Genomic DNA, 26,591 nt, shown 5'->3' with positions numbered 1-26,591 from the left:
CACGGACGGGGTTGCGGGCGCGTTCTGCGACCCGCGCTCCCCGGGTTCTCATGCGGCGGGTCGCGCCCGCCTGTTTCTACGGCTGACTTGCGCCCGCGTCCGCCGCTGGCGGCGTCGCGCACACGTTCTTCTTCATCTTGCCGAGCACCGCCAGGCGGATGTCCGACAGCGGCTTCACCCGGCAGGCGAGGACGATGCCGGCGGCCTCCTCCTCGGCGCTGACGTAGGCCCGGCTCATCACGCGCTTGCTGTACTCGCCGGCCTCGACCTGCACCTTGCACACGCCGCAGCCACCGCCGCGGCACCCCACCGGGATGCCGCGCTTGCCGAGCCGCTCCATGCCTGCGAGCAGGGTCTCGTCCTCGCGGCAGCGATACACCTCACCGGTCTCGACGAGGGTGACCTGGTGAAAGACCTTGGGCGCCGGGAGGTTCATGTCAGGCCACCTGCCGTTCCTGCTGCGCCTCGTTGAAGGCCTTCAGGCGCGCCGCCTGCAGCTCGCGGGCCGCGGCGAGGTTCTTCTCCTTGACGTGGCCGAAGCCGCGGATCTCGTCGGGCACGCTCGCCAGCGCAACCGCCGCGGCGTGATTCACCGGGCTGAGCCTGGCGAGGATCTGGTCGAGCAGCTGGATGTACTCCTCGATCAGCTGACGCTCGGTCCGACGCTCCTCGGTCTTGCCAAACACATCGAGCGAGCTGCCGCGGAACCGCTTCAGGCCGGCCAGGCGCTTGAAGGCCTTGAACATCCACTCGCCGAACTGCTTCTTCTGCGGATGACCGGTGACCGGATCCGGCTTGGACAGCAGCGGGGGCGCGAGGTTGTACTTGACCGAGTAGCCATTCGGGAACTGCGCGTCGAGCTCGGCGAGGAAGGCCGGGTCGGTGTGCAGGCGGGCGACCTCGAACTCGTCCTTGTAGGCCATCAGCTTGTACAGGTAGCGGGCTGCCGCCTCGGCGAGCCTGGACGACGACGCCGCCTTCTGCTCGCCCGCGACCACGCGCTTGACGACCTCGGCGTAACGCTTGGCGTAGGCCTCGTCCTGGAAGGCGATGAGCTCGGGCACGCGGACCTCGACCAGGCGCTTGACCTCGCCGCTGGCGCCGATCGAATCGACGATCGCACGCGCGGCCGGCGACAGCTGCGGCGCCTTGTTGAGCACCACCACCTTGCCGCCCGGCTTCTGGCGCGCCACCTCGGCTTCGACGAACGCACGATCGACCACCGCCATGCGGCCCCAGCGGAAGGCCGCCAGGCTCATGTCCACCGCCACGCCGGACAGGCGGATGGCTTCCTCGATCGACTCGGCCGCGAGCGGGATGGTGCCGGCCTGGAAGGCCACGCCGACCATGAAGTTGTTGGTCGCCATGGCATCGCCGAACAGGCCCGCGGCCAGCGCCTCGCCGTCGAGGAACACGTTGTGCTCCTTGCGGGTGACGCGGTCGATGCCGCCGGTGAGACCACTGGTGGCCGGGAACAGCGCCTTGCGGTTGGTCACCATCTGACCGGTCGGGGTCTGGGTGGTGGACACGACCGCGATGGTGCGCTCCGGGTTGCACTTGTCGAGGTTCTTCGGGTCGGTGGCGTTGAGGATGTCGAAGCCCAGATACAGGTCGGCGCGGCCGTCCGAGATCTTGTTCGAACCCTTGAACGGGGCGTGGGTGATCTTGATGTCGGAGATCACCGCGCCGCCCTTCTGCGCCAGGCCGGTCTGGTCGAGGCCGATCACGTGCTTGCCTTCGAGGCGGGCGGCACGCGCCAGCGTCGCCACCACGGTCACCGAGCCGGTACCGCCGATGCCCATGACGTGGATGCCGAAGCCCAGGCTGTCATCGACCTTGTTGACCGGCGCCGGCAGCTCGCGCTCGAGCGCGGGGATGCGGCCCTTCTTCTTCTTGGGCGCGCCCTCGCTGGCCGGGGCCGGGTGCGGGGTGATGGTGAGGAAGGACGGGCAGAAGCCCTTCACGCAGCTGAAGTCCTTGTTGCACGAGGACTGGTGGATGCGGGTCTTGCGGCCGAACTCGGTCTGCACCGGCTCGACCGACATGCAGTTCGACTTCTCGCCGCAGTCGCCACAGCCTTCGCACACGCGCTCGTTGATGACCGTGACCTCGACCGGCTCGTCGGCCTTGCCGCGGCTACGCGCGCGGCGCAGCTCGGCGGCGCACTCCTGGTCGTGCAGCAGCACGGTACAGCCCGGGGTGGCGGCGAGCACGCGCTGCGCCTCCTCGATGCGGTCGCGGTGCCAGACCTCGGTGCCGCCGGGCAGTTGCACGCCGTTGAAGCGCGCGGGCTCGTCGGTGGTGACGATGATCTTCTTGACGCCGTTGGCGAGCAGGTCGGAGACCATGTTGGTCACCGGGACCTCGCCCTGGATGGCCTGTCCGCCGGTCATCGAGGTGTGGGCGTTGCGCAGCAGCTTGAAGGTGATGTTCACCCCGGTCGAGGCCGCGTAGCGGATCGCCAGGCTGCCCGAGTGGGCGTAGGTGCCGTCGCCCATGTTCTGGAAGATGTGCTGCGCCTCGGTAAAGGGCGCCATGCCGATCCACTGCGTGCCCTCGGCACCCATGTGGGTGCCCATGACCACGTTGCGGCCCATCCACATCGCCATGGTGTGGCAGCCGATGCCGGCCGACACGATGCTGCCGTCGAGGGCCTGGGTGGACGAGTTGTGCGGACAGCCCGAGCAGAACCAGGCGGTGCGCACCGCGGTCGGCAGCTTGTTGCGCGAGTGGATCTCGTCCAGGCGCTTGAGCCAGTTCTCGGCCGATTCGATGCGGGTCTTGCGCGACAGGCGCTTGAGCAGCGCGCGCACGATGATGTCGGACTCGAACTCGCCGTAGTGCGGCAGCAGCTCCTTCTCTTCCTCGTCGAACTTGCCCACGATGCGCGGCGCGTTGGCCATGCCGTAGAGCACCTGCTTGGCGAACATCTCCAGGAAGGGGCGCTTCTCCTCGATGACGAAGATCTCTTCCAGACCCTGCGCGAACTCGCGCACGATGGTCGGCTCCATCGGGAACAGCATGCCCATCTTGAGGATGCGGATGCCGTAGCGGCGCAGCGCCGCGTCGTCCAGGCCCATCTCGAGGAAGGCCTGGTTGAGGTCGTTGTAGGTCTTGCCCGCGGTGATGATGCCGATCCAGGCGCCGGGGTTGGGGAAGACGACGTTGTTGAGGTTGTTGGCGCGGGCGTAGCGCTTGGCCACCTCGAGGCGGCGGGTGTACAGCGACTGCTCCATCTCCAGCGCCTCGACGCGCACGTTCATGCCCAGGTTCATGTTGGGCGTGAACAGCTTGCCGTCGAACTCGAGGTCGGGGGTGACGAAGTTCAGGCGCTCGGGCGACACGCTGGCGGTGCCGGTGCCGTCGGCGACGTTGGTGACGATCTTCATGCCCACCCACAGCCCGCCCAGGCGCGACATCTGGTAGCCGTGCAGGCCGTAGTCGAGGATCTCCTGGACGTTGCCCGGGTACAGCGAGGGGATGCCGACGTGGAACAGCATCGGCTCTGACTGCGAGCACAGCGAGGAGCTCTTGCAGCTCGGGTCGTCGCCCGCGATCGCGAGCACGCCGCCGTTCTTGGCGATGCCGGTGTAGTTGGCGTGCTTGAGCGCGTCGCCCGAGCGGTCCACGCCCGGCGCCTTGCCGTACCACATGCCGGTGACGCCGTCGAACTTCTGCTTGCCGACGGTGTGCAGCATCTGCGTGCCCCACACCGCGGTGGCGGCGAGGTCCTCGTTGATGCCGTCGACGAAGTGGATGTGGTTCTGCACCAGCAGCTTCTGCTGCTTGATCAGCGCGGCGTCGAGCATGCCGACGGGCGAGCCGCGGTAGCCGGAGACGAACATGCCTGTCTTGAGCCCGCGACGGGCGTCGGTGCGCACCTGGTCGAGGGTCAGGCGGACGATCGCGTCGATGCCGCCCAGGTGGATGTCTCCTTCTTCCTGGGTGAACGTGTTGGAGATTTGCTTGCCGGATGACATGAGTGTCCTTCCCCTTTTATCAGCCCGTCGCCAGGCGTTTTGTCCGTCTCGCCCCACGCGCGCCGGACGGCAGTGCGGAACGATCTGGGGCGCAGATTAGGGGGAGCGGCCATACGGCAATATCCACTTCGTGCACAACCGCTATCCGCTTTGTGCAGCGGGGACCGCCCTGCAGAGACTGGATATTGATGTTGCAAGAACTGGATATTTCGCGCCATTTGCCCCCCCTACGATGCGAACTCCGCGCATCAGACAACACAGGAGACTCTGGCGATGATCACTACGGAATATCTGGACTCACTCCTCGAGAAGGACAAGGAAAAAGGGCTTTTCCGCTGCAAGCGTGAGATGTTCACCAGCCGCGAGCTGTTCGACCTCGAGATGAAGCACATCTTCGAAGGCAACTGGATCTATCTCGCCCACGAGAGCCAGCTGCCGAAGATCAACGACTACTACACGACCAAGATCGGTCGTCAGCCGGTGTTCATCACCCGCAACAAGGACAACCAGCTCAACTGTTTCATCAACGCCTGCGCTCACCGCGGCGCCACGCTGGCGCGCTTCAAGCACGGCAACAAGGCCACCTATACCTGCCCCTTCCACGGCTGGACCTTCAACAACTCGGGCAAGCTGCTGAAGATCAAGGACCCCACCGAGACCGGCTACCCCGAGGGCTTCAACTGCGAGGGCTCGCACGACCTCAAGAAGATCGCGCGCTTCGAGTCCTACCGCGGCTTCCTCTTCGGCAGCCTGAACCCGGACGTACAGTCGCTCGAGGACTATCTGGGGGAATCGAAGAAGATCATCGACATGGTCGTCGACCAGTCGCCCGAGGGCCTGGAAGTGCTGCGCGGCTCCTCGACCTACGTCTATGAAGGCAACTGGAAGCTGCAGGCCGAGAACGGCGCCGACGGCTACCACGTCACCGCCGTACACTGGAACTACGCCGCCACCCAGGCGCAGCGCAAGAGCCGCGACGCCGGCGACGACATCAAGGCCATGAGCGCCGGCGGCTGGGCCAAGAAGGGCGGCGGCTCGTACTCGTTCGAGAACGGCCACCTGCTGCTGTGGACGCGCTGGGACAACCCCGAAGACCGTCCGCTGATGGAACAGCGCGACCGCCTGGTGGCCGAGTTCGGCGAAGCCAAGGCCGACTGGATGATCGGCAACTCGCGCAACCTGTGCCTGTACCCGAACGTGTACCTGATGGACCAGTTCAGCTCGCAGATCCGCGTTCTCCGCCCGCTGGACGTGAACCGTACCGAGGTCACGATCTATTGCATCGCGCCCAAGGGCGAGTCGGCCGAGGCGCGCACGCGCCGCATCCGCCAGTACGAGGACTTCTTCAACGCCTCGGGCATGGCCACGCCGGACGACCTCGAGGAATTCCGCGCCTGCCAGGAAGGCTTCATGGGTCGTGCGCTGGAATGGAACGACATGTCGCGCGGCGCCACGCACTGGGTCGAAGGCCCGGACGAGGAAGCCGACAAGATCGGCCTCAAGCCCATCCTGTCCGGCGTCAAGACCGAGGACGAGGGCCTCTACGTCGCCCAGCACACCTACTGGCTCGAGCAGATCCGCAAGGCCGCCGAAGCCGAAGCCAAGAACGCATAATCGGAGACTTACGAGATGAGCATTTCCTACGAGAACCTGTGCGCCTTCCTGTATCGTGAGGCTCGCCACCTGGACGACCGCGAGTGGGACGAGTGGCTGGCGATGTACGACGAGAACTGCACCTTCTGGATGCCGGCCTGGGATGACGACGGCGAGCTGACCGAAGATCCGCAGTCCGAGATCTCGCTGATCTGGTACGGCCGCCGTTCCGGCCTGGAAGACCGCGTATTCCGTATCCGTACCGAGCGCTCGAGCGCGACCATCCCCGACACCCGCACGAACCACCACATCAGCAACATCGAGGTGGTCGAGCAGAACGACAAGACGGTCAAGCTGCGCTTCAACTGGCACACCATGAGCGTGCGCTACCACCACACCGACCACTTCTGCGGCACCAGCTACTACACCCTGGACGTGTCCGGCGCGAGCCCGCTGATCAAGGACAAGAAGGTCGTCCTGAAGACCGACTACATCCGCCACGTCATCGACGTTTACCACGTCTGACAACGAGGGCGGGGCACCGTGCCGGCAACGGCGCGGGCGACCCCGCCCCAACCGGGAGAGACAACCATGACATTCAAGATCGCGCTGAACTTCGAGGACGGCGTCACCCGCTTCATCGACTGCAACGCCACCGAGACGGTGGCCGACGCGGCCTATCGCCAGGGCGTGAACGTCCCCATCGACTGCCGCGACGGCGCCTGCGGCGCCTGCAAGTGCAAGGCCGAATCGGGCAAGTACGAGCTCGGCTTCTACATCGACGACGCCATGAGCGAGGAAGAGGCCAAGCTCGGCTACGTCCTCACCTGCCAGATGCACCCCAAGAGCGACTGCGTGGTGAACGTGCCCGCCTCGTCCGAGGTGTGCAAGATCAAGCACGCCACCCTCACCGCCACCGTGGCCGAGGTGCGCCAGCTCTCGCCGAGCACGCTCTCCCTGGTGCTGCAGGGCGAAGGCATCGCCAAGCTCGCCTTCCTGCCCGGCCAGTACGCCAACCTCACCGTGCCCGGCACCGAGCAGACGCGCGCCTACTCGTTCAGCTCGATGCCCGCCGACAGCAAGGTGAGCTTCCTCATCCGCAACGTGCCCAACGGCCTGATGAGCGGCTACCTCACCGGCGCCGCGAAGGCCGGCGACACCATCAGGCTCGCCGGCCCGATCGGCAGCTTCTACCTGCGCGACGTCGCCCGCCCGGTGCTGATGCTCGCCGGCGGCACCGGCCTCGCGCCCTTCCTCGCCATGCTCGACAAGCTCGTCGCCGCCGGCGGCAGCGCGCACCCGGTGCACCTGATCTACGGGGTGAACACCGACGCCGACGTGGTCGAGCTCGAGCGCCTGGACGCCTTCAAGGCGGCGCTGCCCAACTTCACCTACGACGTGTGCGTGGTCGCCGACGACAGCAGCTGGCCGAAGAAGGGCTACGTCACCGCCCACATCGAGCCCGCCCACCTCAACGAGGGCAAGGTCGACATCTACCTGTGCGGCCCCCCGCCCATGGTCGAGGCTGTCGCCCACGACCTGCGCGAGCGCAAGGTCGAACCGAACAGCTTCCACTACGAGAAGTTCGCCGCCAGCGTCTGAGCGCGGCCCACCCCGTCAGGAGCGACAATGGCAAACCGTTTCAAGAAGAAAGTGGCCGTCATCACCGGCGCCGCGCAGGGCATCGGCAAGCGCGTCGCCGAGAAGATGGCCAAGGAGAAGGGCACCCTGGTGCTGGTTGACCGCTCCGAGCTCGTCCATGAGGTGGCCAAGGAGCTGTCCGGGAAGGTCGAGGTCCTCAGCCTCACCGCCGACCTGGAGAAGTTCGCCGACTGCAAGCGCGTCATGGAGGCCGCGGTGGAGAAGTTCGGCCGCATCGACATCCTGATCAACAACGTCGGCGGCACGATCTGGACCAAGCCCTTCGAGCACTACGACGAGGACGAGATCGAGTCCGAGGTCCGGCGCTCGCTCTTCCCCACGCTGTGGTGCTGCCGCGCCGCCCTGCCCTACATGCAGGAGCAGGGCCAGGGCGCGATCGTGAACGTGTCCTCGATCGCCACCCGCGGCGTCAACCGCGTGCCCTACGGCGCGGCCAAGGGCGGCGTCAATGCGCTCACCGCCTGCCTGGCGTTCGAGAACGCCGAGCGCGGCATCCGCGTCAATGCCACCGCGCCGGGCGCCACGGAGGCCCCGCCGCGCCTGATCCCGCGCAACACCAAGGAGCAGAGCGAGCAGGAGAAACTCTGGTACAAGCAGATCTACACCCAGTCGATCGACAGCAGCCTGATGAAGCGCTACGGCACGCTCGACGAGCAGGCCGACCCCATCCTGTTCCTCGCCTCCGACGACTCCGCCTACATCACCGGCACCATCGTGCCGGTCGGCGGTGGCGACCTGGGCTGATTTCCCGCGTCCTCTCCCTCCCCTCGGACGCCTCGGCCGCGCTGCAGTGATGCAGCGCGGCTTTTTTTCGTTCACCCGGATCGTCCCGACTGCTCGGCATCAGAAAAATTTATACATAGAACCATAGACAGGGCTTTTCCATCCAAATAAAATCGAGATTCTTAAGTATCTCGAAGAACGGCACATCAAGAAGCCGGCTTCGCCCGACAGAGAGCGAGACAGCCTGCACGCCAGGCGGAGAGGAGAAGCGCATGAGCACGGAACGCCGGTTTCAATCGCACGTGAGCAAACCCGAGTGGAGGATCGCGTGATGCCCATCCGCTTCCTCAACGGCCAGAGCAACGTCTTCGCCGCCGCCAACCCCTTCGAGGTCTCCGAGTACGTGCGCGCCAACGTGGGCTCACACAGCCTGCGCCTGCCACGCGCCAGCGACGCCAGCGCCTCGCTCAGCCACCGCCGCGCCGGCACCCTCGACCTGTGCCGCCTGAGCTACGGCGCGCAGGCGCGCGTGCTGTCCGAGAGCCTCGGCGACATCTACCACGCCCAGTTCATCCTGCAGGGCTACTGCAGCTACACGCTAGCCAACCGCACGCTCGACCTGCCCGCCGGCCACGTGCTGGTGCTCAACCCCGACGAGCCGGTGGACCTCACCTACTCGGACAACTGCGAGAAGTTCATTGTCCGCATCCCCTCGTCGATGCTCGACGACGCGTGCACCGAGCACCGCTGGTTCAAGCCCAACGAGCGCATCAAGTTCAGCCCCGAGCCGCAGCGCTTCGAGGACATCGACAGCCTGCTGCTGCTGCTGCGCCTGCTGTGCGAGGAGGCCGAGTCCGAGCTGGCGACGCCGCAGATGCTGCAGCACTACTGCCGCGTGGTCACCACCAAGCTGATGGTGATGCTAAAGCACAACGTCAGCATGGTCGCCCCCACCCGCCACGCGCCCAGCTTCGAGCGCCTGGAGAACTACATCGAGCGCAACATCAAGCTCGAGCTCGGCGCCGACGAGCTCGCCCAGTACGCCGGGCTGAGCCTGCGCTCGCTCTACCTGCTGTTCGAGAAGAACGTCAAGACGACGCCGAAGAACTTCGTGCGCCAGAAGAAGCTCGAGAAGGTGCATTCGATCCTGAACGACCCCGCCCAGGCCTGTCCGAACGTCACCGCGGTGGCGCTCGAGTACGGCTTCTCGCACCTGGGCCGCTTCTCCGAGCTCTACAAGTCCACCTACGGCGTGCTGCCCTCGCAGTCGATCCGCTGCCGCCAGCCCCAGGCCGGGCGCTGAACGCCGCGCGGCGTCCATTGCCGGGCGCCGCATGCCCCCCCTCCCGCCCCGCGCCTGCCCTCCTGCGGGCAGGCGCGGTCACGACCTCATCAGGAGAAATCCGCCATGGAACGCATCGCGATCAATCCACCCGAGCTCTTCAGTGGCAAGGCCTTCAGCCAGACCTTCTCGATCAGCACGCCGCAACGGCTGATCTTCGTGTCCGGCCAGGTCGACTGCGACCGCGAGGGCAAGGTGCGCAACCCCGACGACCTCGAGGCGCAGCTCGCAGGCACGCTCGACAACCTCAAGATCGCGCTGCGCGCGCAGGGCGCGAGCATGCGCGACCTGGTGCAGGTGACGATCTACGTCGTCGGCCTGCGCCCCGAGGACACCGCGCGCATCCGCGAGATCCGCTCCGCCTACTTCGACGCCGAGCGCCCGCCGGCGGTCACGCTGCTCGGCATCGAGCGCCTCGCCTTCCCCGGGCTGCGGGTCGAGATCGACATCATCGCTGCGCAGTGACGCAGCAGCCCGGTACGCCGCTGCGAGGCGGCATGCCGGGCACGACTCTCCGTCTCGTGACGGCACGGCTGGCGCGCGCCGCGTGCCGCCTTCACGCGCGCCCGCTCAGCCCTTGCGCGGCGGATTCAGGAAGCCGCGCAGCACGCGGGTGAGCCGCGGCATGACCACCCAGGTCATCGTCACCACGATCAGCGCGGTGAGCACCGCGGTGCGCGGCAGGAAGGGCAGCGGCTGGATCCATGGCAGCACGAACCACAGGAAGAAGGACACCGTGGGGAAGATGCCCAGCCAGGTCACCAGCGCCATGCGCGCGCGCGGCGGGTGCATCGTGGCCGGCACCACCGCGGGCTCGAACCAGGCCTCGAGCCCGCTCAGCTTGCGAAACTCGGGCTCGCCTTCGGCGACCGCCTTCATGCGCTCGAGCAGCGCGCCGCGGGCGTCGCTCATGTCCCAGGCCTGCAGCTCGGCCTCCGAGGCGAAGCGGACCACGAGCTGATACTCCTCGCCCGGCGCCTCGGGCGGGATCAGGTCGCCCCCCAGAAAACCCTTGTGCTCGCGCATCTTGGCGAGCATCTCACGCAACATCCCTTCGTACTCGGCCTCGTGCCCGGGACGGGCACGACGGCGGGCGATGCGGGTGACGCGGGCGGGAGCGGCGGCAGGTGCGGCGGCGGGGGCATTCATCGAGGACTCTCCTGTTCTGACGGGGCGGTGAAACCGAACGGGAAGCTCACCGCAGGTAGAGCGCTACTCTAACGCATAATTCTCGAGATTTTGATAAATAATCGCGATTAACATTTACCATGATCACGATCGACCATGCAGGGCACGCAGCAGACGAAAAGACCCCGGCCACCAGGGCGGTGTGCCGGGGTCTTGATCACGATCGCAGGCGGCGACCTACAGCGGCATGATCAGCTTGACGATGAACTTGTCGCCCTCGAAGCGGTTCTCCACCTTGGTCTCGTGGTTCCACTGCGCGGTGAGGTGCACGCCGCCCTTGGTCGTGTAGCTGACCGTGGGGCCGATGGCGAAGACCTGCCCGCGACGGCCTTCCGACCAGAAGGCGTTCGCCGCAACCTTCTGTCCGTTGATCTCGTCGTCGGTGGTCTGCTTGAGATAGTAGCCCGACAGGCCTACGCCCCAGGGCCCGATGCGCTTGCCGACAAGATAGTCCATGTGGAACTCGTCGCCCGAAGCGTAGCTGCCAACACCGGCCGGACCGTCGTAGTCCTTGTTCTTGGTCTTGATGTTGTACATCAGCTTGGCCGAGACCTCCCAGCCGGTGTCGCCCATATAGGTGAAGGCGAACAGCGGCTCGTAGCTCCAGTAGTTGGCCCCGATGCTCTGGCGCGCATCGCCTTCCTTGTAGCGCCCGGTCGGCAGATTGATGTCCAGGCCGATCGCCCAGTGCCAGTTCTTCGAATGCCACGACACGATGAACGGATCGATCGTGATATCGCCCACGCCGTTGACCGACTTGGAGCCGAACAGATCGACCTTCTGGTGCACCAGTGGCACGATCACGTGCCAACCCCAGTTGCCACCCAGGATCTTGTGCTCGCTGGTGTGCACGAAGCGGAAGGCGTTGAACCAGGCGTCGACCTCGCCCGAGGGTGCCTTGTTGCCGTCCCCGTCGCGCAGCTCTCCGCCGTAGTAGCCGAAGTAGTTGATGAAATAGTTGCCCGGCGGCGGCACCGCGCCGCCCAGCCAGGTCTCGGCCCCGTTGGGGTACTGGTCGCCGCCATCCTTGGCGTGGGCACCGCCGATCGCGAGCGCGCCGAGCGCGACCGCAGCCGCAATCTTGCTGATCTTCATCCCTTCATCTCCTCCTTGATTGGTCTTGCGACGAGTGTGCTGCTCCTGGACCGGCGCCCTCTGCGGGGCGCTCGGTGAATCCTGCCTGCGACTGCGCAGCCCTCAGCGTCCGAGGTCTTTTGCCGACACCCCGCCGATGCCCCAGTTGGTCTTGGGCACCTCGCGGATGACGACGCGGACGGTCTGGATCGGCGCGCCCACTGCCTCGACGAGCGCCTGGGTGACTTTCTCGATCACGGCGCGCTTCTGGTCTTCGGTGCGGCCTTCGATCATGGTGATTTCTGCCAACGGCATGCTCTGCCCCTCCTTGTCATCGAAACGATGGCGCCCTGCCCGGTGGCACGACGCCGCTGCGTTGCACTCGGCCCCGATGTGGCGCGCCCCCGCGGCATCGGCCAGCGGGGGCGCAGCTCACATTCAGGCGGCCAGCCCCTTCGCCCGGGCGAGGTTCAAGGCCGTATCCTCGATCATGTCCTCCTGGCCGCCGACCATGCCGCGACGGCCCATCTCGACGAGGATCTCGCGCGCCGGCACGCCGTACTTCTTCTCGGCGCGCTTGGCGAACAGCAGGAAGGAGCCATACACGCCCGCGTAGCCGAGCGTGAGCGCGTCGCGGTCGATGCGGATCGGGAAGTCCATGATCGGCACGACGAGGTCTTCGGCCACGTCCTGGATCTTGAACACGTCCACGCCGGTCTCGATGCCCATCAGGTCGCACACCGCGATGAAGACCTCCAGCGGGGTGTTGCCGGCGCCGGCGCCCAGACCCGCCGCGGCGGCGTCGATGCGGGTGGCGCCCACTTCGAGCGCGGCGAGGCTGTTGGCCACGCCCATCGCCAGGTTGTGGTGGCCGTGGAAACCGAGTTCGGTCTCGGGCTTGAGGGCGTCACGCACCGCGGACAGGCGCGCCTTGACGGTGTCGGGCAGCAGGTGGCCGGCGGAATCGGTGACGTAGATGCAGTTGGCGCCGTAGCTCTCCATCAGCCTGGCCTGGGTGACCAGGCCTTCGGGGCTGTTCATGTGCGCCATCATCAGGAAGCCGACGGTGTCCATGCCGAGCTTTCGGGCCATGCCGATGTGCTGCTCGGAGACGTCGGCCTCGGTGCAGTGGGTGGCGACGCGGATGGTGGAGACACCGATCTCGTGCGCCATCTTCAGGTGATCGACGGTGCCGATGCCAGGCAGCAGCAGCGCCGAGACCTTGGCCTGCTTCATCAGCGGGATCACCGCGCCGAGGTATTCCTCGTCGCTGTGCGCCGGGAAGCCGTAGTTCACCGAGCTACCGCCCAGGCCGTCGCCGTGGGTGACCTCGATCAGCGGCACGCCCGCCGCATCGAGCCCGGTGGCGATGGATTTCATCTGCTCGAGCGTCATCAGGTGGCGCTTGGGGTGCATGCCGTCCCGCAGGGTCATGTCGTGGACGGTGATCTTCTTGCCGCGAAGTTCCATGTTCATCTCCTTGTGGCCGGGGCGCTCAGGCCACCATCGTGGCGCGGTTGGATTCGAGCTTCAGACGGCCGGCGAGGATCTCCTCGGCGAACATCTCGGCGGTGCGCGCGCCGGCCGCGGTCATGATGTCGAGGTTGCCGGCGTACTTGGGCAGGTAGTCGCCCAGGCCTTCGACCTCGAGGTACACCGAGACGCGATTGCCGTCGAACACCGGGCCATTGACCAGGCGGTAGCCGGGCACGTACTTCTGCACTTCCTGGATCATGGCGTGGATGGAGGCCGTGATCGCGGCCTGGTCGGGCTCGGTCTCGGTCAGGCAGTGCACCGTGTCGCGCATGATCAAGGGCGGCTCGGCCGGATTCAGGATGATGATCGCCTTGCCCTTCTTCGCGCCGCCGACCTTCTCGACCGCGCCCGCGGTGGTGCGGGTAAATTCGTCGATGTTCTTGCGCGTGCCGGGGCCGGCGCTCTTGGACGACACGGTGGCGACGATCTCGCCATAGGCCACCGGCTGCACGCGCGACACCGCCGCGACCATCGGGATCGTGGCCTGGCCGCCGCAGGTGACCATGTTGACGTTCATCTCGCCCTTGCCGACGTGCTCGACGAGGTTGACCGGCGGCACGCAGAAGGGGCCGATCGCAGCCGGGGTGAGGTCGATCATCAGCACGCCGAGCTCGTTGAGCTTGCGGCTGTTCTCGGCGTGGACGTAGGCGCTGGTCGCGTCGAAGGCGATCTGCACGCCGTCGGCCTTGACGTGCGGCAGCAGGCCGTCGACGCCGTCGGCGGTGGTCTTGAGGCCGAGCTCGCGGGCGCGCACGAGGCCTTCCGAGCCGGCGTCGATGCCGACCATCCACACCGGCTCGAGCACCGGGCTGCGCTTGAGCTTGTACAGCAGGTCGGTGCCGATGTTGCCCGGTCCGATCAGCGCACACTTGATCTTGTTCATGCCTGTCTTCCTTTGGGGTTGAGTCGTTTCCAGGAATGCAGGCCGCGCGACGGTCCGGGGAGAGGGGAGAGGAACGGACCGCCGCACGACTGCAACCGGGAGGTGCCCGCAGCGCGGACGGAAAAGCGAAGTTCGCCGCTCAGGGCTCGACGTCGTCGGCGCCGATCGCGAGCAACCCTGCGCGCGCGCAGATGCCGTCCTGCTCCTCGGAGGCCCCCGAGACACCGATGCCGCCCAACAGCTCGCCGCCGACGCGGATCGGCAGGCCGCCGCCGAACACGACCAGCCGCGGCTGCGCAGAGAAGCCCAGCTTCATGCCCTCGTTGCCCGCGCACACGTCCATCCACTTGCCGGTCGGGAAGCCGAAGCCGCCCGCGGTGTAGGCCTTGTCGATGGCGATCGCGATCGACTGCGGGAAGGCGCCGGGCATGCGCAGGAAGGCGACGAGGTTGCCGGAGGCGTCGGCGACGCCGACGTTGATCCGCACCCCGAGCGCCTCGGCCTTCGCGACCGCGGCGGCGACGGCGGCATGCGCCGCCTCCCAGCTGATGGTGGCCTGAGGAACAGCGACTTTCATCGGGTGAGCTCCTGTGGTTCAGGTTTGATCTGTAATGCGTTTGAAGATAGGTCAGGCCAATGTCGACGTCAAGGTTTTTTCTCGAGATTTATAGAAGAAGCTAATTCCACTCCGCTCGGATACAATCGCGAACCGGGGTGTATCCAACATTGTCGCGACCATGAACGAAGCGGTTCCACCGAAAACACCGGACGCCGTCGAGCCGAAGACCCTCGTCGAGGGCGCCTACCAGCGCCTGCGCCGGGACATCATCGAGGGCGTCCACGCCCCCGGCGAGAAGCTTCGCGTCGAACATCTCAAGGACCGCTACGAGGTCGGCGCCGGCACCCTGCGCGAGGCCCTCCTCCTGCTCGTCACCGACGCCCTCGTGATCGCGCAGGGGCAGCGCGGCTTCCGCGTCTCGCCAATCTCGATCGAGGACTTCGAGGACATCACCCGCACCCGCCTGCTGCTCGAGACCGAGGCCTTGCGCCAGTCGCTGCAGCTCGGCGGCGAGGACTGGGAAGCTGCCATCGTCGCCGCATTCCATCGCCTGTCGCGCGCCGAGCAGAAGCTCGGCGACAACGACTCGCTGGCCGCCGAGGAGTGGGAGCGCCGCAACCGCGCCTTCCACGAGGCGCTGATCGCCGCCTCGCCCTCGCGCTGGATCCGTCATTTCCAGCACATCCTCTACCAGCAGTCCGAGCGCTACCGGCGCCTGAGCCTGTTCAGCCACCCCATCCCGCGCGACATCCACGCCGAGCACCAGGCCTTGTTCAACGCCAGCCTGGCACGCGACACCACGCGCGCGACCTCCATCCTCACCGAGCACGTGCTGCGCACGCTCGACGCGGTCAAGCTGCTGCCGGAAGAGTTTTTCGCCGGCAAGCGGAAATCCTGAGCCGGCGAGCCCCGGGCCGTTAAGACTCGGGCCGTCAAGCCCCGGGCTCGCCGGACGCAAGTCCGGCATCGCGCGCGCCGGCGGCCCTGCCCGGTCGGCAGGGAGCGCCGGCGCGGCCACGCTCAGGACACCACGCTCAGGAAGCGCTCGTTGAGCTTGCGGTCGTGGTAGAAGATGCCGGCGCCGACCTCGTCCCAGGTCCACGTGACCGCCTTGTAGTCGGGGTAGGTGTCGTAGCCGCCGCAGAAGGTCTCGAAGCGGTTGCCCGAAGGATCGAAGGCGTAGATCGTGGTGCCGCGGGTGATGCCGTGGCGGGTGGGGCCGATGTCGATCGAGATGCGGTTCATCGACATGATGTCGGCCGCGCGCAGCACCTTCTCCCAGCTGTCGAGCTTGAACGAGATGTGGTGCAGCTTGCCCGGCTCGGGGTGGCGCACGAAGGCGATGTCATGGGCCTTGGTCGAGCAAGACAGCCAGATCGCCAGGTCGGTCTTGCCGTCTTCCATCACCACGTGCTCGACGAGGTAGAAACCCAGCACCTTCTCGAAGATCTCCTGCACCTTCTCGATGTCCGGGCCGTACAGCAGGCAGTGGTCCATGCGCGTCGGCGCGATGCCGTGCTCGGCGTCGGGGATCCAGGGGTCCGGGTTCACATACGACTGGCCGTTGCCGATATCGGTCTTCTCGGCATAGAGCTCGATCAGGTGGCCCGAGGGGACCTCGAAGCGCACGCGCTCCCCGGTCTCCAGCATCTCGCCGGCGGGGATGCGCTCGGTCTTGAGGCCGAAGGCCTGCAGGTCGGCGTCGAGCTTGTCGAGCGTCGCCTTGTCGGCGACCTTGAAGGCGAAGAAATCCACGCCGGCGCTCTCGGCCTCGCGGATCAGCACGCTGTTGTGCTCGCGCTCGTCCCAGGCCTTGAAGTAGACGCGGCCCTGGCCGTCGCGGCCGGTCTCGACCAGGCCGAGGGTGTTCTTGTAGAAGTTGATGCCTTCCTCGAGGTCGAGGACACGCAGGGAGATGTGTCCCGGACGAAGTACGCCTGTCATTGCCATTTTGTCTGCTCCTCTCTTGATGTGCCCGGGACGGACCCCCCGTCCGGGCCGGTTCGCTCGATCTACCTCCGTCGCTAGACGGATCCTGCCGTGGCCCCCGCCACCCTGCGCTGGGGCGCCACGAAAACTTCAAACATCCCCTCCAGCCTGCCCGGCCCCTGGCCAGGCTCAGCCTCCGGCCTCCTCGCAGAGGAAATCGCCGACCAGCCGCACGAAGCGCGTGGAGTGCTCGATCTGCGTCCAGTGGCCGCAGCGGCCGAACACGTGCAGCTGCGCGCGCTCGATCCAGCGTAGCAGGGTCTCCGAGGTCTGCAGCGGAATCACCTGGTCGTCGCGGCCATGGACGATCAGCGTCTCGTGCGGCAGTGCGCGGATGTCCTCCTCGCGGCTGGCGAGCGCATCCACCCAGCGCTGGCGCGGTGCCGGAAACATGCTCGCGAAGGACTCCTGGAAGCCTGGGCGGATGCTGGCGCGATAACGCAGCTCGGCGAGCTCATCGTTCACCAGGCTGCGGTCCCAGGCGAAGTAATCCATGATCCGGCGCATGTTCTCGAACGAGGGCGTGTAGCCCCACACCGCGTCCAGCCCCGCGGTGATCTCGAAGGGCACGCCCACGCTGCCCATCAGCACCAGCCGGCGCACGCGCTGCGGGTGGCGGATCGCCAGCGCGAGCGCGAGCGCCCCGCCGAAGGAGTTGCCCACCACGTCCGCCTGCTCGATGCCGAGCGCGTCCATCAGCCCGAGCGCCTGCGCCACCCAGGTATCCATGTCGTAGCGCAGGTCGACGCGTCGCTCGGTGAAGCCGAAGCCCGCCATGTCGGGCGCGATCGCGCGCATGCGCTGCGCCAGCGGCGCCAGCACCAGGCGCCAGTTCGCCCAAGCGGAGACGCCCGGCCCCGAGCCGTGGAGGAAGAGCGCGGGGAAGCCCTCGCCCAGGTCGTGGTAGTTGGTCAGGATGCCGGCCGCGCGGACGCTGCGGCCGATCTCCGGATCACCCGCGGCGCTCGCCTGCGATGTCGCCTGCGCTGTGGCCATGGTGCTCATTCGCCCGTCCCCGCGTGCCTCAGATCTTCTTGAACAGCGGGCTGCGAACCTGCTGCACGTCCGCCGCAGAGAAGAACTTCTCCATGAAGATGTCGCGCTCGAACAGGCGCCCCTGCATCAGCGCGGTGATGCAGGCGTCGATCATCAGCGGCGGGCCGCACAGGTAGGCCTTGTGGCCGCGGAAGTCGTTGTCGAAGTGCGCCGTCGCCGCCTCGTGCACATAGCCGCGAAAGCCATCCCAGCCCGAGTCCGCGGGCTCGTCGGAGAGCGCCGGCACGTAGGTGAAGCTCGGGTGCTTCGCGGCGAGCGCGAGGAACTCGTCGTGGTAGTAGAGCTCGGCACGGTTGCGCTGGCCGTACACCAGGGTCATCGGCCGCGTGTCGCCGGCCTCGAGCAGGTCGAGGATCATCGAGCGCGGGCTCGACAGGCCGGAGCCGCCGGCCATGAACAGCAGCGCCTCGGGCGCCGACTTGCGCACGAAGAAGCGCCCGTACGGCCCGGACAGGCGCACGCGCTCGCCGACCTGCAGCTGCTCGTGGATCCAGGTGGTGCCGCGGCCGCCGGGCACGATGCGGATGTTGAGCTCGACCTCGCGGCCGGTGGACGGCGGGTTGGCGAGCGAGAAGGCGCGGCTGTATTCCCCCCCCTCGAGGAAGAAGTTGATGTACTGGCCGGCCTGGAAATGCATCGGCTCGTCGGTCTCGATGAAGACCGCCTTGATCGTCGGCGTCAGCGCCTCGATCCGCGTCACGGTGCCGGGGAAGTCTCGCACCGGGATGGACTCGGCGTCGGCCTCCTCCTCGATCTCGGCCTCGATGGTCACGTCGGACTCGAGGCGGGCGCAACAGGCCAGGGTCTTGCCCTCGTCGCGCTCGAAGTCCATCAGCGCAAAGCTGGAGGCCTCACCGTGGTCGATCTCGCCGTCGAGCACCTGCACCTTGCAGGTGGCGCACAGGCCGTGGCAACAGGCGTGGGGCAGCCAGATCCCCGCGCGCAGGGCGGCGTCGAGGATGGTCTGACCCTCCTCCACCTCGATCGTCTGGCCGATCGGTTCAATCGTCAGTTCGTAGCTCATGGTGCGCTTCCGTTCTTGTACGTTCTTGTACGTTCTCGGGCGGGGTGCGCGGGGTGCGGCGCACGCCGCACCCCGTTGCGGGCGATCAGCTGCAGGAGCCCTTGATGCCGGCGAGGCCGGGCGTGCGGAAGCGGATCACGTCCTTGTGGTTCAAGCCGTTCTCGGCCAGCGACTTGTCGAAGTCGAGCGTGACCGGCTTGCCCGACTTGAACCACTCGGCCTTCGCCCAGTCGATCTGCGCGAAGTCGGGGTGGTAGCCGAAGGCGGCCTGCATCGGACCGGCGACGACGTCGCCGAAACGCATGGTCGGCGGGAAGGGGAAGGCGAAGGGCGCGCAGAACAGCAGGTGGTCTTCCCAGCCGATGTAGAGCAGCTGGGCGCCGTGGAACTTGTCCTGCGTGTCGGCAGGGGCGAACTCGTACTTCGAAATTGCGGCAACAGCCATGTCTTGTCTCCTAGCGATCGCTTGATCGCTGCGGGCACCGGAGCGCCCGCAGCGTGCATGGGTCAGATGTTCTTCGTCGCCTGGCCACGCCACTCGGCGAAGTTCTTCTTGTCTTCGGAAATGTCGAAGTCGAGGTTGTCGCGGCCGTGCTCGAGCTTGTAGTACTGCAGCACCGCGGCCAGCGGGTCGAAGCCCTCCACCGTCGGATCGGTGCCCTCGGGGAAGCAGTTGCCCTGGTAGATCTGGTGCACCGGCAGCCAGGCCTGGACGTACTTCTCCGGCTCGTGCTCGAAGATCTCCTTGCAGTGGTCGGAGCAGAAGTGATACTTGTCGCCCTTGTAGTCGACCTCGCGGTAGCAGATCTTGGTCGCGTCGCCCGGCTCGGTGAAGATCATCGGGATCTGGCAGGTCTGGCACAGCATGGGCAGCGTCTTGTTGTAGAAGCGGTTGCCCTTGGCGGCCTGCTCGCGCCAGAACTCGTAGCGCGGACGGTAGTGCTTGTCGAAGCTCGCCGGGTACTTCGCCGCCAGCCAGGCCATCTCGTCCTCGTCCGGCATCCAGGTGTGGAAGTTCGCGGCCGCGGCGTAGTTGTAGAAGGTGCTCCAGGCCTGGTGCGACAGGTGGTCCTTCTCCAGGGCGATCTGCTCGGCGCACTTGGGCATCTTGATGCCGTAGCGCGCGAGGTCCTTGAACAGCGCGCCGCCGTTCTCCTCGAAATACACCTCCCAGGCTTCCTTCCAGCTCATCGTGCGCTTGGGCAGCATGTAGTCCATCATCATCGCCACCAGGGTCAGCACGCGGTAGCCGCGCCAGGTCCACTTGTCGATCCAGCGCTGCACGATCGGGACGTTGGCGGGATCCTGCTCGAGGATGAACTTGATCACCTCCAGGCCCAGCGTCATGTGGCGCGCCTCGTCGGACTGCGCCGAGAAGCCGAAGGTCATCGTGCCCATGTCGCCGTTGTAGGCCGCGCCCGAGACGAAGGGCACGAACAGCAGGTTGGTGAGCACGTACTCGAACGAGAAGCCGATCGAGACCATGAACTCGAACGGACCGGCGGTGATGGCGTCGTCGAAGAAGCTCTTGGGCACCGACAGGAACCACACGCGGTCATGCGCGTGATGGAAGTCGTGCATGCCGTTGTAGTACTTGTTGTAGTTCGAGATCGAATGCACCTGCGTCTGCGCGTGGCGGATCTCGTCGAGCGACTGCATCAGGCAGGCGACGCGCGGCCCCGCGCCCGGGAAGGCGCGGCCGGCGTGGGCGAAGCCGCGGTGGGCGACGTACTCCAGCGGGCTGATGCCGCTGATGAAGAGCTTGATGGTGTTGATGTAGCGCGCGTCGGTGACGTTGAGGTGGCCGTTGTTCTGGTTGAAGGCGTCGATGATCGCGTACAGCTTGCGTTCCTTCTCGGCCTGGTACTTCCAGTAGGCGTCCATGGTCAGGCGGAAGGGGTCTTCCCACTTGTCCCAGTCGTGGATCTTGATCCCCTCGTAGGCGATGTAGGGGTAGATGTCTTCCATCTTCTGGTACGACGGGGTCCAGTCCAGGCCCCGGGTCATCACGGCATAGCGCTCTTTCAGGCCCAGCTTTTTCTTCGCGACTTGCATGTCCATTTTCGTGTCTCCTCGGGGTCTCAGGATTTCCAGAACAGGATGATTTCGTCGTCGGTCTGATCGAGGTTGCCCGACATCGTGATCATGTTGACCTGCAGTTCCTGCAGGTCGTAGTCGCGACCGATGAGCTCCTCGATGGTTTCGCGACGCACGACGAGGCGACCATCGGCGTTGATCTTCACCATCGCCGGCTGCTCATCCACGACGGCGGAAGGGTTGTCCTGCAGGATCGCCTCGATGATCGGGCGCGTCTCTTCGTTGGTCTGCAGTGCGAGAAATACGGTCGACATTGAATGCTCCGCTCAGAGGGCGACGCCGGCCTTGGCCATGCGTGCGTTGAATTGCTGGACGACTTCGCCGAGGACCTCGTCCGAACGGTCGCCGAGGGCGATGCGCGCGACCGGCAGCAAGGCTGCGGCCGAGCGATCGCGCCACTGGCTCAGCCAGCGCGCCATCACTTCCTTGTTCTCGGGCGACTCGGCCGCGGCGATCTTCACCGTGGCGTCGGCCCACTTGCGGGTCTCGGTGAACCAGTCGGTCATGAACTGGGTGAGCATCGCCACCGGCGTGCCCCCCTGGGACGACAGCACGTCGTCGATGATGGTTTCGTACACCAGCGGGTAGAGCAGGCCGTCGAGCGCGACGTTCTGCGCCACGAAGAGCTCCACCGGATCCTTGATCACGAAGGAGTCCTCGACATAGCGGCGCAGGCCCTGCCAGGCGTCATCGTCCATCCAGGCGCGCTTGGCCTCGTCGAGCGACTCGACGTCGCCGAGCAGCAGGCCCACGCGGGTGAGGTACTGGGCGATGCCGAGCTGATCCATCGCCTGGTAGATGTGCGGCTGCGAGAAGCCCGTGCCGTAGCTGTAGGCACAGACGCTCGCGTTGTTCATGTTCGAGCCCCAGGCCACATGGCGCAGCGGCAGCAGCAGCTCGAGCACGGTCTTGCGCACCGACTCGGGCAGGGTCCCCGCCAGGCCGCGGTTCTCGACGAAGTCGAAGTTGGCCTCGGCGGTGTCCTGCTGCTTCGCGCGCGCCAGGGTGTAGGCGCCGTAGTAGAACTGGCGCGGATCCTTGAAGGCGTACCAGTCGGCCATCTTGATCGCGGTGCGCGAGGCGTCGTAGATGTCGTGCTCGGGATCCCAGGTCGGGCGGTAATGGAAGTTCGCCGTCTGCTGCATGTCCAGGGTGCCTTCCTGGTAGCGCGACGCGGGCTTGTCCGCGCCGATGCGGCGGGCGATGTTGTCGAACGTCTGCCGCAGCGGCTTGATGGTGACGGTGCGCAAATCGATCTGCATGGAATCTCCTCCTGTGTACTCGTCTGTCGGCGCTCAGCGGAAGCGCTGGTGGGTGGCTTGATGCAGGTTCCAGTTCCAGTCCGCGGACTCGTCCTCGCCCTCCGCCGACGCCTCGCGCGGCTCGAGGAAGACGACGTGGTTCGACTGGCAAAAGGATTCGTAGGCTTCGGACGGCAGCAACATCTCCGCGAACAGCTCCGGGTCGCCGATGGCGAACTCGAACTCCACGAAGCCGTCCGGGCGGCGCTCGATCAGGCGTACGAACTTCCGGTTCAGGTCTACCGCCGGTTCGCTGTTCTTCATCCCCACACTCCTTCGGATTGATCAACACGGGCTGGCCGCAGGGGAGTACCTAACAAGTTCCGTGCCAATTTCTGAAAACCCATGTTTATAGCCCGATTCAGCCGCTTTCTCGATATTCCCGCGTCGCGGCGCCGATTTACGGCTTCACCAAATGATCAAACCCGGCTTCTCGTTGATTATTTGATTTAGTCTATTTATTGCCCTGCAGCAACCCGCCTTTCCTTCGACTCGCCGCACCCAGCGTGGTACTGAGCATCGCTCCAGGCTCGCACCGAGCCGGGACAGGATCGGGCAGATGGTGAAAAGTCCGCTTCTTTCGCCTGCCCCATTTCTATTTCTCGAGATTTTCCACATAATCGATGAAATTCCGTGTCGCCCGAAGCCCCTCCGCCTGAGGTAATCTCTTCGCTTCGCCCGGCCACGACGACGACCCCGGAAACCAACCGCCGCAGAGCGGAAGCGAAACCCGCCTGGAGGAGACCCCTTGGCCAGCATCCAATACCTGGAGAACGCCGACCTGCGCAGCCTGCTGCGCTTCGCTGCGGAGGACGGCCTCATCTGGCTCGGCGAGCACCGCATGCTGCTTCTGCACGCCGGCGCGATGGCCGAGCTGCGCAAGGAGCTGATCGAATCGGTAGGCCACGAGCAGGCGCGCCGCATACTTACCCGCATGGGCTTCGCCTCGGGCATGCGCGACGCCGAGCTGGCACGCAAGACACGCAGCGGCAGCGACCTGGCCGACGCCTTCGTGATGGGGCCGCAGCTGCACATGCTCGAGGGCTGTGCCCGCGTCGAGCCGGTCCGCCTGGAGTTCGGCGGCCCCGGCGACAGCTTCTACGCCGAGTTCCTGTGGGACAACGCCTGGGAGGCCGAAGCGCACGTGCAGGCCTTCGGTGAGTCCGCCGAGCCGGTGTGCTGGATGATGATCGGCTACGCCTCGGGCTACACCAGCGCCTTCACCGGACGCTTCATCCTCTTCCGCGAGACCGAATGCGCCGCGACCGGCCATGAGCGCTGCCGCATCGTCGGCCGGCCGGCCGAGGACTGGCCGGACGCGGACACGCTGCTGCCCTACTTCCAGGCCGACTCGATCGTCGGCCGCCTGCTCGAGCTGCGCGAGGAGATCGAGGCCATGCGCCGCACGATCGCCTGTCCGCGCCGCACCCCCGACCTCATCGGCAGCTCCACCGCCTTCCTGCACGCCTACGACCTCATCGGTCGCGCGGCGGCGACCAACGTCTCGGTGCTGCTGCTCGGCGAGACCGGCGTCGGCAAGGAGCGCTTCGCGCGCACGCTGCACGAGATGAGCGCGCGCAAGGACGAGGCCTTCGTCGCGGTCAACTGTGCGGCGCTGCCCGACGAGCTCATCGAGTCCGAGCTCTTCGGCGTCGAACGCGGCGCCTTCACCGGCGCGCACGCCTCGCGCGCGGGCAAGTTCGAGCGCGCGCACGGCGGCACCCTCTTCCTCGACGAGGTCGGCGAGCTGCCGCTGCCCGCGCAGGCCAAGCTGCTGCGCGCGCTGCAGGAGGGCGAGATCGAGCGCCTCGGCGACGAGCGCACGCGCAAGGTCAATGTCCGCCTGGTCGCGGCGACCAACGTCGACCTGCAGAAGGCGGTCAGCGCCGGCACCTTCCGCCGCGACCTGTATTACCGCCTCAACGTCTATCCGGTCACCATCCCGCCGCTGCGCGAGCGCACCGGCGACCTCCCCGCGCTGGTCGAGGCCATGGTGCGCCGCTTCGAGACCCTGCACGGCAAGCGCATCGCCGGCCTCAGCGACAAGGCGATGCACGCGCTCAAGCTCCACGCCTGGCCGGGCAACGTGCGCGAGCTCGAGAACGTGCTCGAGCGCGGGGTGATCCTCGCACCGCCGAACGGCCAGATCGAGGTCGAGCACCTCTTCATCGGCAGCTTCGACGAGCACGCCCGCGAGCACTCCCTGAGCGCCCAGGGCGGGCTCGAAGCCGCGCAACGCGCGCAGCAGGACCTCGCCGCTGCGGTGCTCGACTCGGGCATGTCGCTCGACGTCTTCGAGCAGCGCCTGCTGCAGCACGCGGTCGTACGCGCCAACGGCAACCTGTCGGCCGCGGCGCGACTGCTCGGCATGACCCGGCCGCAGCTGAACTACCGCATCAAGAAGCAGGGGGGATGAGGCGGGAGGCGGGGGCGCATGAGCAATCCCGAGTCGAGGACTGGTGCGGGATGGCCGGTTCTGGGGGTAGACGGAAAAAAGCCACCGCACGGAGACCGTACGGTGGCTTTCTTGGTGGCGGAGTGGACGGGACTCGAACCCGCGACCCCCGGCGTGACAGGCCGGTATTCTAACCGACTGAACTACCACTCCGCGCTGACCTGCTCCGGCTCTCGCCGGTTGCGATCCGAACAATGCCGGACCGCCTTGTGTGGCGTCCCCACGGGGATTCGAACCCCGGTTATCGCCGTGAAAGGGCGGTGTCCTAGGCCTCTAGACGATGGGGACTGCAAGCCTATCTACTGCAAAAATCGGTTGGTGGAGGTAAGCGGGATCGAACCGCTGACCTCTTGCATGCCATGCAAGCGCTCTCCCAGCTGAGCTATACCCCCACAACGAGTCGGCGATTATAGCTTCTGGTAAAGCCCACCGCAACTGCCCCGGAGCGTCATTTCCGGAACATCGCAGGACCGAAGCCCTGCGCTTGAAACTGGCGGAGTGGACGGGACTCGAACCCGCGACCCCCGGCGTGACAGGCCGGTATTCTAACCGACTGAACTACCACTCCGCACTGAGCTGCCCGGCTTTCGCCGGTTTGCCTTCCAGCCACTGGCTGGACTGCCTTGTGTGGCGTCCCCACGGGGATTCGAACCCCGGTTATCGCCGTGAAAGGGCGGTGTCCTAGGCCTCTAGACGATGGGGACTGCATTCTTCAGTTTGGTGGAGGTAAGCGGGATCGAACCGCTGACCTCTTGCATGCCATGCAAGCGCTCTCCCAGCTGAGCTATACCCCCGGCACCGAAGAGCGCGCATTATAGGTCGCACCCCCAGGCCTGTAAACCCCCATCTCCAAATATCTACAGCACCTTGCCCGGATTCATCAAACCATCCGGATCGAAGGCCTGCTTCACCCGCCGCATCAGCTCCATTTCCAGCGCCGGCTTGTAGCGCAGCACCTCCTCGCGCTTGAGCTGGCCGAGGCCGTGCTCGGCCGAGATCGAGCCGCCGAGCTCGCACACCAGGTCGTGCACGATGCGATTGACCTCGGCGGTACGCGCGATGAAGATGGCGTTGTCGTCGGCCGCCGGCTTGGACAGGTTGTAGTGCAGGTTGCCGTCGCCGATATGGCCGAAGGCCACCACGCGCACATCCGGCCAGCGCGCGGCGAGCGCCGCGCCCGCGCGCTCGAGGAACTCGGGGAGGCGGCTCACCGGCACCGAGACGTCGTGCTTGATGCTGACGCCCTCGATGCGCTGCGCCTCGGAGATGTCCTCGCGCAGCGCCCACAGGGCCTGCGCCTGCGCCCCGCTCGCCGCCACCGCGGCGTCGCTGGCCAGGCCCTGCGCGCAGGCCTCGCCCAGCACCACCTCGAGGCGGGCGTCGAGCGGCGCATCCAGCGCGGGATCGGAGAGCTCGACCAGCACCGCCCACGCCGGCGCCCCGGCGAGCGGGTCGCGCGCCCCCGGGATGTGCTGCAGGACGAGCCCGAGCGCCGCACGGCCGACGATCTCGAAGGCGCTCACGCGGTCGCCGCAGGCCGCGCGCAGGAACCCGAGCAGACGTACCGCGGCGCGCGGGTCGGGCACCGCCACCCAGGCCGTGGCGCGGCTGCGGATGGCCGGGAAGAGCTTCAGCACCGCGGCGGTAACGATGCCCAGGGTGCCCTCGGCGCCGATGAAGAGCTGCTTGAGGTCGTAGCCGGTGTTGTCCTTGCGCAGGCCGCGCAGCCCCTCCCAGACACGGCCATCGGGCAGCACCACCTCCAGCCCGAGCACCAGGTCGCGGGTGTTGCCGTAGCGCAGCACCTGCACGCCGCCGGCGTTGGTCGACAGGTTGCCGCCGATCCGGCAGCTGCCCTCCGAGGCCAGCGAGAGCGGGAAAAGGCGTCCGGCGGTCTGCGCCGCCTCCTGCACCGCGGCGAGCGTGCAGCCGGCCTCGACGGTGAGCGTGTCGTTGTCGGCATCGAGCGCGCGGATGCGGTTCAGGCGCACGAGGCTGATCACCACCGCCGCGCCGTCGGCGAGCGGGGTCGCGCCGCCGCACAGCCCGGTGTTGCCGCCCTGCGGCACCATCGCCACGCCCGCCTGCGCGCAGGCGGCGACCACCGCGGCCACCTCGGCGGTGTCGCG

The 26,591-nt window shown here is 66.7% G+C and carries 25 protein-coding genes and 6 tRNA genes; 8 read left to right on the top strand and 23 right to left on the bottom strand.

All coding sequences use genetic code 11. The features are described 5' to 3' along the window. Positions 1-76: 76 nt before the first annotated feature. Both C667_RS05110 and C667_RS05105 read right to left on the bottom strand, forming a co-directional pair. A complete protein-coding gene (locus C667_RS05110) occupies positions 77-436 on the bottom strand; it encodes a 2Fe-2S iron-sulfur cluster-binding protein (RefSeq protein ID WP_004358009.1) in 360 nt (119 codons plus the stop codon). Between the two features lies 1 nt (position 437). Next, positions 438-3,980 carry an indolepyruvate ferredoxin oxidoreductase family protein gene (locus tag C667_RS05105; protein WP_004358008.1) on the bottom strand — a complete coding sequence of 1,181 codons (3,543 nt, stop codon included), beginning with the start codon at positions 3,978-3,980 and terminating at the stop codon, positions 438-440. 273 nt (positions 3,981-4,253) lie between these two features. On the opposite strand from C667_RS05105, the gene benA reads away from it, so the two are divergent. From benA to C667_RS05075, 6 genes are all read left to right on the top strand, one after another. Then, the gene (benA, locus tag C667_RS05100; RefSeq protein WP_004358006.1) at positions 4,254-5,594 is read left to right on the top strand and encodes a benzoate 1,2-dioxygenase large subunit; all 1,341 of its coding nucleotides are present in this window, start codon (positions 4,254-4,256) and stop codon (positions 5,592-5,594) included. A 15-nt stretch (positions 5,595-5,609) separates the two neighbouring features. Continuing rightward, positions 5,610-6,098, top strand: coding sequence for a benzoate 1,2-dioxygenase small subunit (gene benB / locus C667_RS05095; RefSeq protein WP_004358004.1), 489 nt, complete (start codon positions 5,610-5,612; stop codon positions 6,096-6,098). A gap of 66 nt (positions 6,099-6,164) precedes the next feature. Continuing rightward, positions 6,165-7,175 carry a benzoate 1,2-dioxygenase electron transfer component BenC gene (benC, locus tag C667_RS05090; RefSeq protein ID WP_004358002.1) on the top strand — a complete coding sequence of 337 codons (1,011 nt, stop codon included), beginning with the start codon at positions 6,165-6,167 and terminating at the stop codon, positions 7,173-7,175. Positions 7,176-7,202: 27 nt separating this feature from the next. Further along, entirely contained in the window at positions 7,203-7,979 is a 777-nt protein-coding gene (locus C667_RS05085; RefSeq protein WP_004358000.1) for a 1,6-dihydroxycyclohexa-2,4-diene-1-carboxylate dehydrogenase, read from the top strand. Between the two features lie 310 nt (positions 7,980-8,289). After that, on the top strand, positions 8,290-9,261 hold the full coding sequence (locus tag C667_RS05080) for an AraC family transcriptional regulator (RefSeq protein ID WP_039920809.1): 972 nt from the start codon (positions 8,290-8,292) through the stop codon (positions 9,259-9,261). A 105-nt stretch (positions 9,262-9,366) separates the two neighbouring features. Continuing rightward, a complete protein-coding gene (locus C667_RS05075; protein ID WP_004357996.1) occupies positions 9,367-9,765 on the top strand; it encodes a RidA family protein in 399 nt (132 codons plus the stop codon). Positions 9,766-9,870: 105 nt separating this feature from the next. Here the strand turns inward: C667_RS05075 and C667_RS05070 are convergent, their stop codons facing one another. The 6 genes from C667_RS05070 to C667_RS05045 all read right to left on the bottom strand — a co-directional run bounded on the left by C667_RS05070 (position 9,871) and on the right by C667_RS05045 (position 14,558). Continuing rightward, a complete protein-coding gene (locus C667_RS05070) occupies positions 9,871-10,449 on the bottom strand; it encodes an antibiotic biosynthesis monooxygenase (protein WP_004357994.1) in 579 nt (192 codons plus the stop codon). Between the two features lie 216 nt (positions 10,450-10,665). Next, positions 10,666-11,583, bottom strand: coding sequence for a SphA family protein (locus C667_RS05065; RefSeq protein ID WP_004357992.1), 918 nt, complete (start codon positions 11,581-11,583; stop codon positions 10,666-10,668). Between the two features lie 102 nt (positions 11,584-11,685). Further along, complete coding sequence (thmT, locus tag C667_RS05060; protein WP_281054837.1) at positions 11,686-11,955, bottom strand: 2-hydroxymuconate tautomerase; 270 nt, start codon at positions 11,953-11,955, stop codon at positions 11,686-11,688. Between the two features lie 45 nt (positions 11,956-12,000). Then, a complete protein-coding gene (dmpG, locus tag C667_RS05055; RefSeq protein ID WP_004357987.1) occupies positions 12,001-13,032 on the bottom strand; it encodes a 4-hydroxy-2-oxovalerate aldolase in 1,032 nt (343 codons plus the stop codon). A 25-nt stretch (positions 13,033-13,057) separates the two neighbouring features. Continuing rightward, positions 13,058-13,981: an acetaldehyde dehydrogenase (acetylating) gene (locus C667_RS05050; RefSeq protein ID WP_004357984.1), complete on the bottom strand. Its 924-nt coding sequence runs from the start codon at positions 13,979-13,981 to the stop codon at positions 13,058-13,060. Between the two features lie 139 nt (positions 13,982-14,120). Then, positions 14,121-14,558, bottom strand: coding sequence for a GlcG/HbpS family heme-binding protein (locus C667_RS05045; protein WP_004357982.1), 438 nt, complete (start codon positions 14,556-14,558; stop codon positions 14,121-14,123). 160 nt (positions 14,559-14,718) lie between these two features. On the opposite strand from C667_RS05045, the gene C667_RS05040 reads away from it, so the two are divergent. Then, complete coding sequence (locus C667_RS05040) at positions 14,719-15,438, top strand: FCD domain-containing protein (RefSeq protein ID WP_004357980.1); 720 nt, start codon at positions 14,719-14,721, stop codon at positions 15,436-15,438. Positions 15,439-15,560: 122 nt separating this feature from the next. On the opposite strand, the gene C667_RS05035 is transcribed toward C667_RS05040, so the two are convergent. The 8 genes from C667_RS05035 to C667_RS05000 all read right to left on the bottom strand — a co-directional run bounded on the left by C667_RS05035 (position 15,561) and on the right by C667_RS05000 (position 22,271). After that, on the bottom strand, positions 15,561-16,490 hold the full coding sequence (locus C667_RS05035) for a catechol 2,3-dioxygenase (protein ID WP_004357978.1): 930 nt from the start codon (positions 16,488-16,490) through the stop codon (positions 15,561-15,563). Positions 16,491-16,658: 168 nt separating this feature from the next. Beyond that, the gene (locus tag C667_RS05030; RefSeq protein ID WP_004357976.1) at positions 16,659-17,534 is read right to left on the bottom strand and encodes an alpha/beta fold hydrolase; all 876 of its coding nucleotides are present in this window, start codon (positions 17,532-17,534) and stop codon (positions 16,659-16,661) included. Positions 17,535-17,553: 19 nt separating this feature from the next. Next, positions 17,554-18,609 carry an NADH:ubiquinone reductase (Na(+)-transporting) subunit F gene (locus C667_RS05025; RefSeq protein ID WP_004357974.1) on the bottom strand — a complete coding sequence of 352 codons (1,056 nt, stop codon included), beginning with the start codon at positions 18,607-18,609 and terminating at the stop codon, positions 17,554-17,556. A gap of 85 nt (positions 18,610-18,694) precedes the next feature. Beyond that, entirely contained in the window at positions 18,695-19,054 is a 360-nt protein-coding gene (locus tag C667_RS05020; protein WP_004357972.1) for a phenol hydroxylase subunit P4, read from the bottom strand. 62 nt (positions 19,055-19,116) lie between these two features. Then, positions 19,117-20,670 carry an aromatic/alkene/methane monooxygenase hydroxylase/oxygenase subunit alpha gene (locus tag C667_RS05015; RefSeq protein WP_004357970.1) on the bottom strand — a complete coding sequence of 518 codons (1,554 nt, stop codon included), beginning with the start codon at positions 20,668-20,670 and terminating at the stop codon, positions 19,117-19,119. Positions 20,671-20,690: 20 nt separating this feature from the next. Next, complete coding sequence (locus C667_RS05010; RefSeq protein ID WP_004357968.1) at positions 20,691-20,960, bottom strand: MmoB/DmpM family protein; 270 nt, start codon at positions 20,958-20,960, stop codon at positions 20,691-20,693. A 12-nt stretch (positions 20,961-20,972) separates the two neighbouring features. After that, positions 20,973-21,968: an aromatic/alkene monooxygenase hydroxylase subunit beta gene (locus tag C667_RS05005; protein ID WP_004357966.1), complete on the bottom strand. Its 996-nt coding sequence runs from the start codon at positions 21,966-21,968 to the stop codon at positions 20,973-20,975. 33 nt (positions 21,969-22,001) lie between these two features. Then, the gene (locus tag C667_RS05000) at positions 22,002-22,271 is read right to left on the bottom strand and encodes a phenol hydroxylase subunit (protein ID WP_004357965.1); all 270 of its coding nucleotides are present in this window, start codon (positions 22,269-22,271) and stop codon (positions 22,002-22,004) included. A 484-nt stretch (positions 22,272-22,755) separates the two neighbouring features. On the opposite strand from C667_RS05000, the gene C667_RS04995 reads away from it, so the two are divergent. Continuing rightward, complete coding sequence (locus C667_RS04995; protein WP_004357963.1) at positions 22,756-24,423, top strand: sigma-54-dependent Fis family transcriptional regulator; 1,668 nt, start codon at positions 22,756-22,758, stop codon at positions 24,421-24,423. Between the two features lie 115 nt (positions 24,424-24,538). On the opposite strand, the gene C667_RS04990 is transcribed toward C667_RS04995, so the two are convergent. The 7 genes from C667_RS04990 to C667_RS04960 form a co-directional block, all read right to left on the bottom strand. Next, positions 24,539-24,615, bottom strand: a tRNA-Asp gene (locus C667_RS04990). 59 nt (positions 24,616-24,674) lie between these two features. Beyond that, a tRNA-Glu gene (locus C667_RS04985) sits at positions 24,675-24,750 on the bottom strand. Between the two features lie 28 nt (positions 24,751-24,778). Then, positions 24,779-24,854, bottom strand: a tRNA-Ala gene (locus C667_RS04980). 99 nt (positions 24,855-24,953) lie between these two features. Next, positions 24,954-25,030, bottom strand: a tRNA-Asp gene (locus C667_RS04975). Between the two features lie 60 nt (positions 25,031-25,090). Further along, a tRNA-Glu gene (locus C667_RS04970) sits at positions 25,091-25,166 on the bottom strand. A gap of 14 nt (positions 25,167-25,180) precedes the next feature. Next, positions 25,181-25,256, bottom strand: a tRNA-Ala gene (locus C667_RS04965). Positions 25,257-25,319: 63 nt separating this feature from the next. Further along, a partial coding sequence (locus C667_RS04960; protein ID WP_004357961.1) for an FAD-binding oxidoreductase occupies positions 25,320-26,591 on the bottom strand: 1,272 nt, incomplete at its 5' end.

Origin of the sequence: Thauera phenylacetica B4P, from assembly GCF_000310225.1 — a bacterium.
GTDB lineage: Bacteria > Pseudomonadota > Gammaproteobacteria > Burkholderiales > Rhodocyclaceae > Thauera > Thauera phenylacetica.
This window is presented reverse-complemented; position numbering and strand designations above follow the sequence as displayed.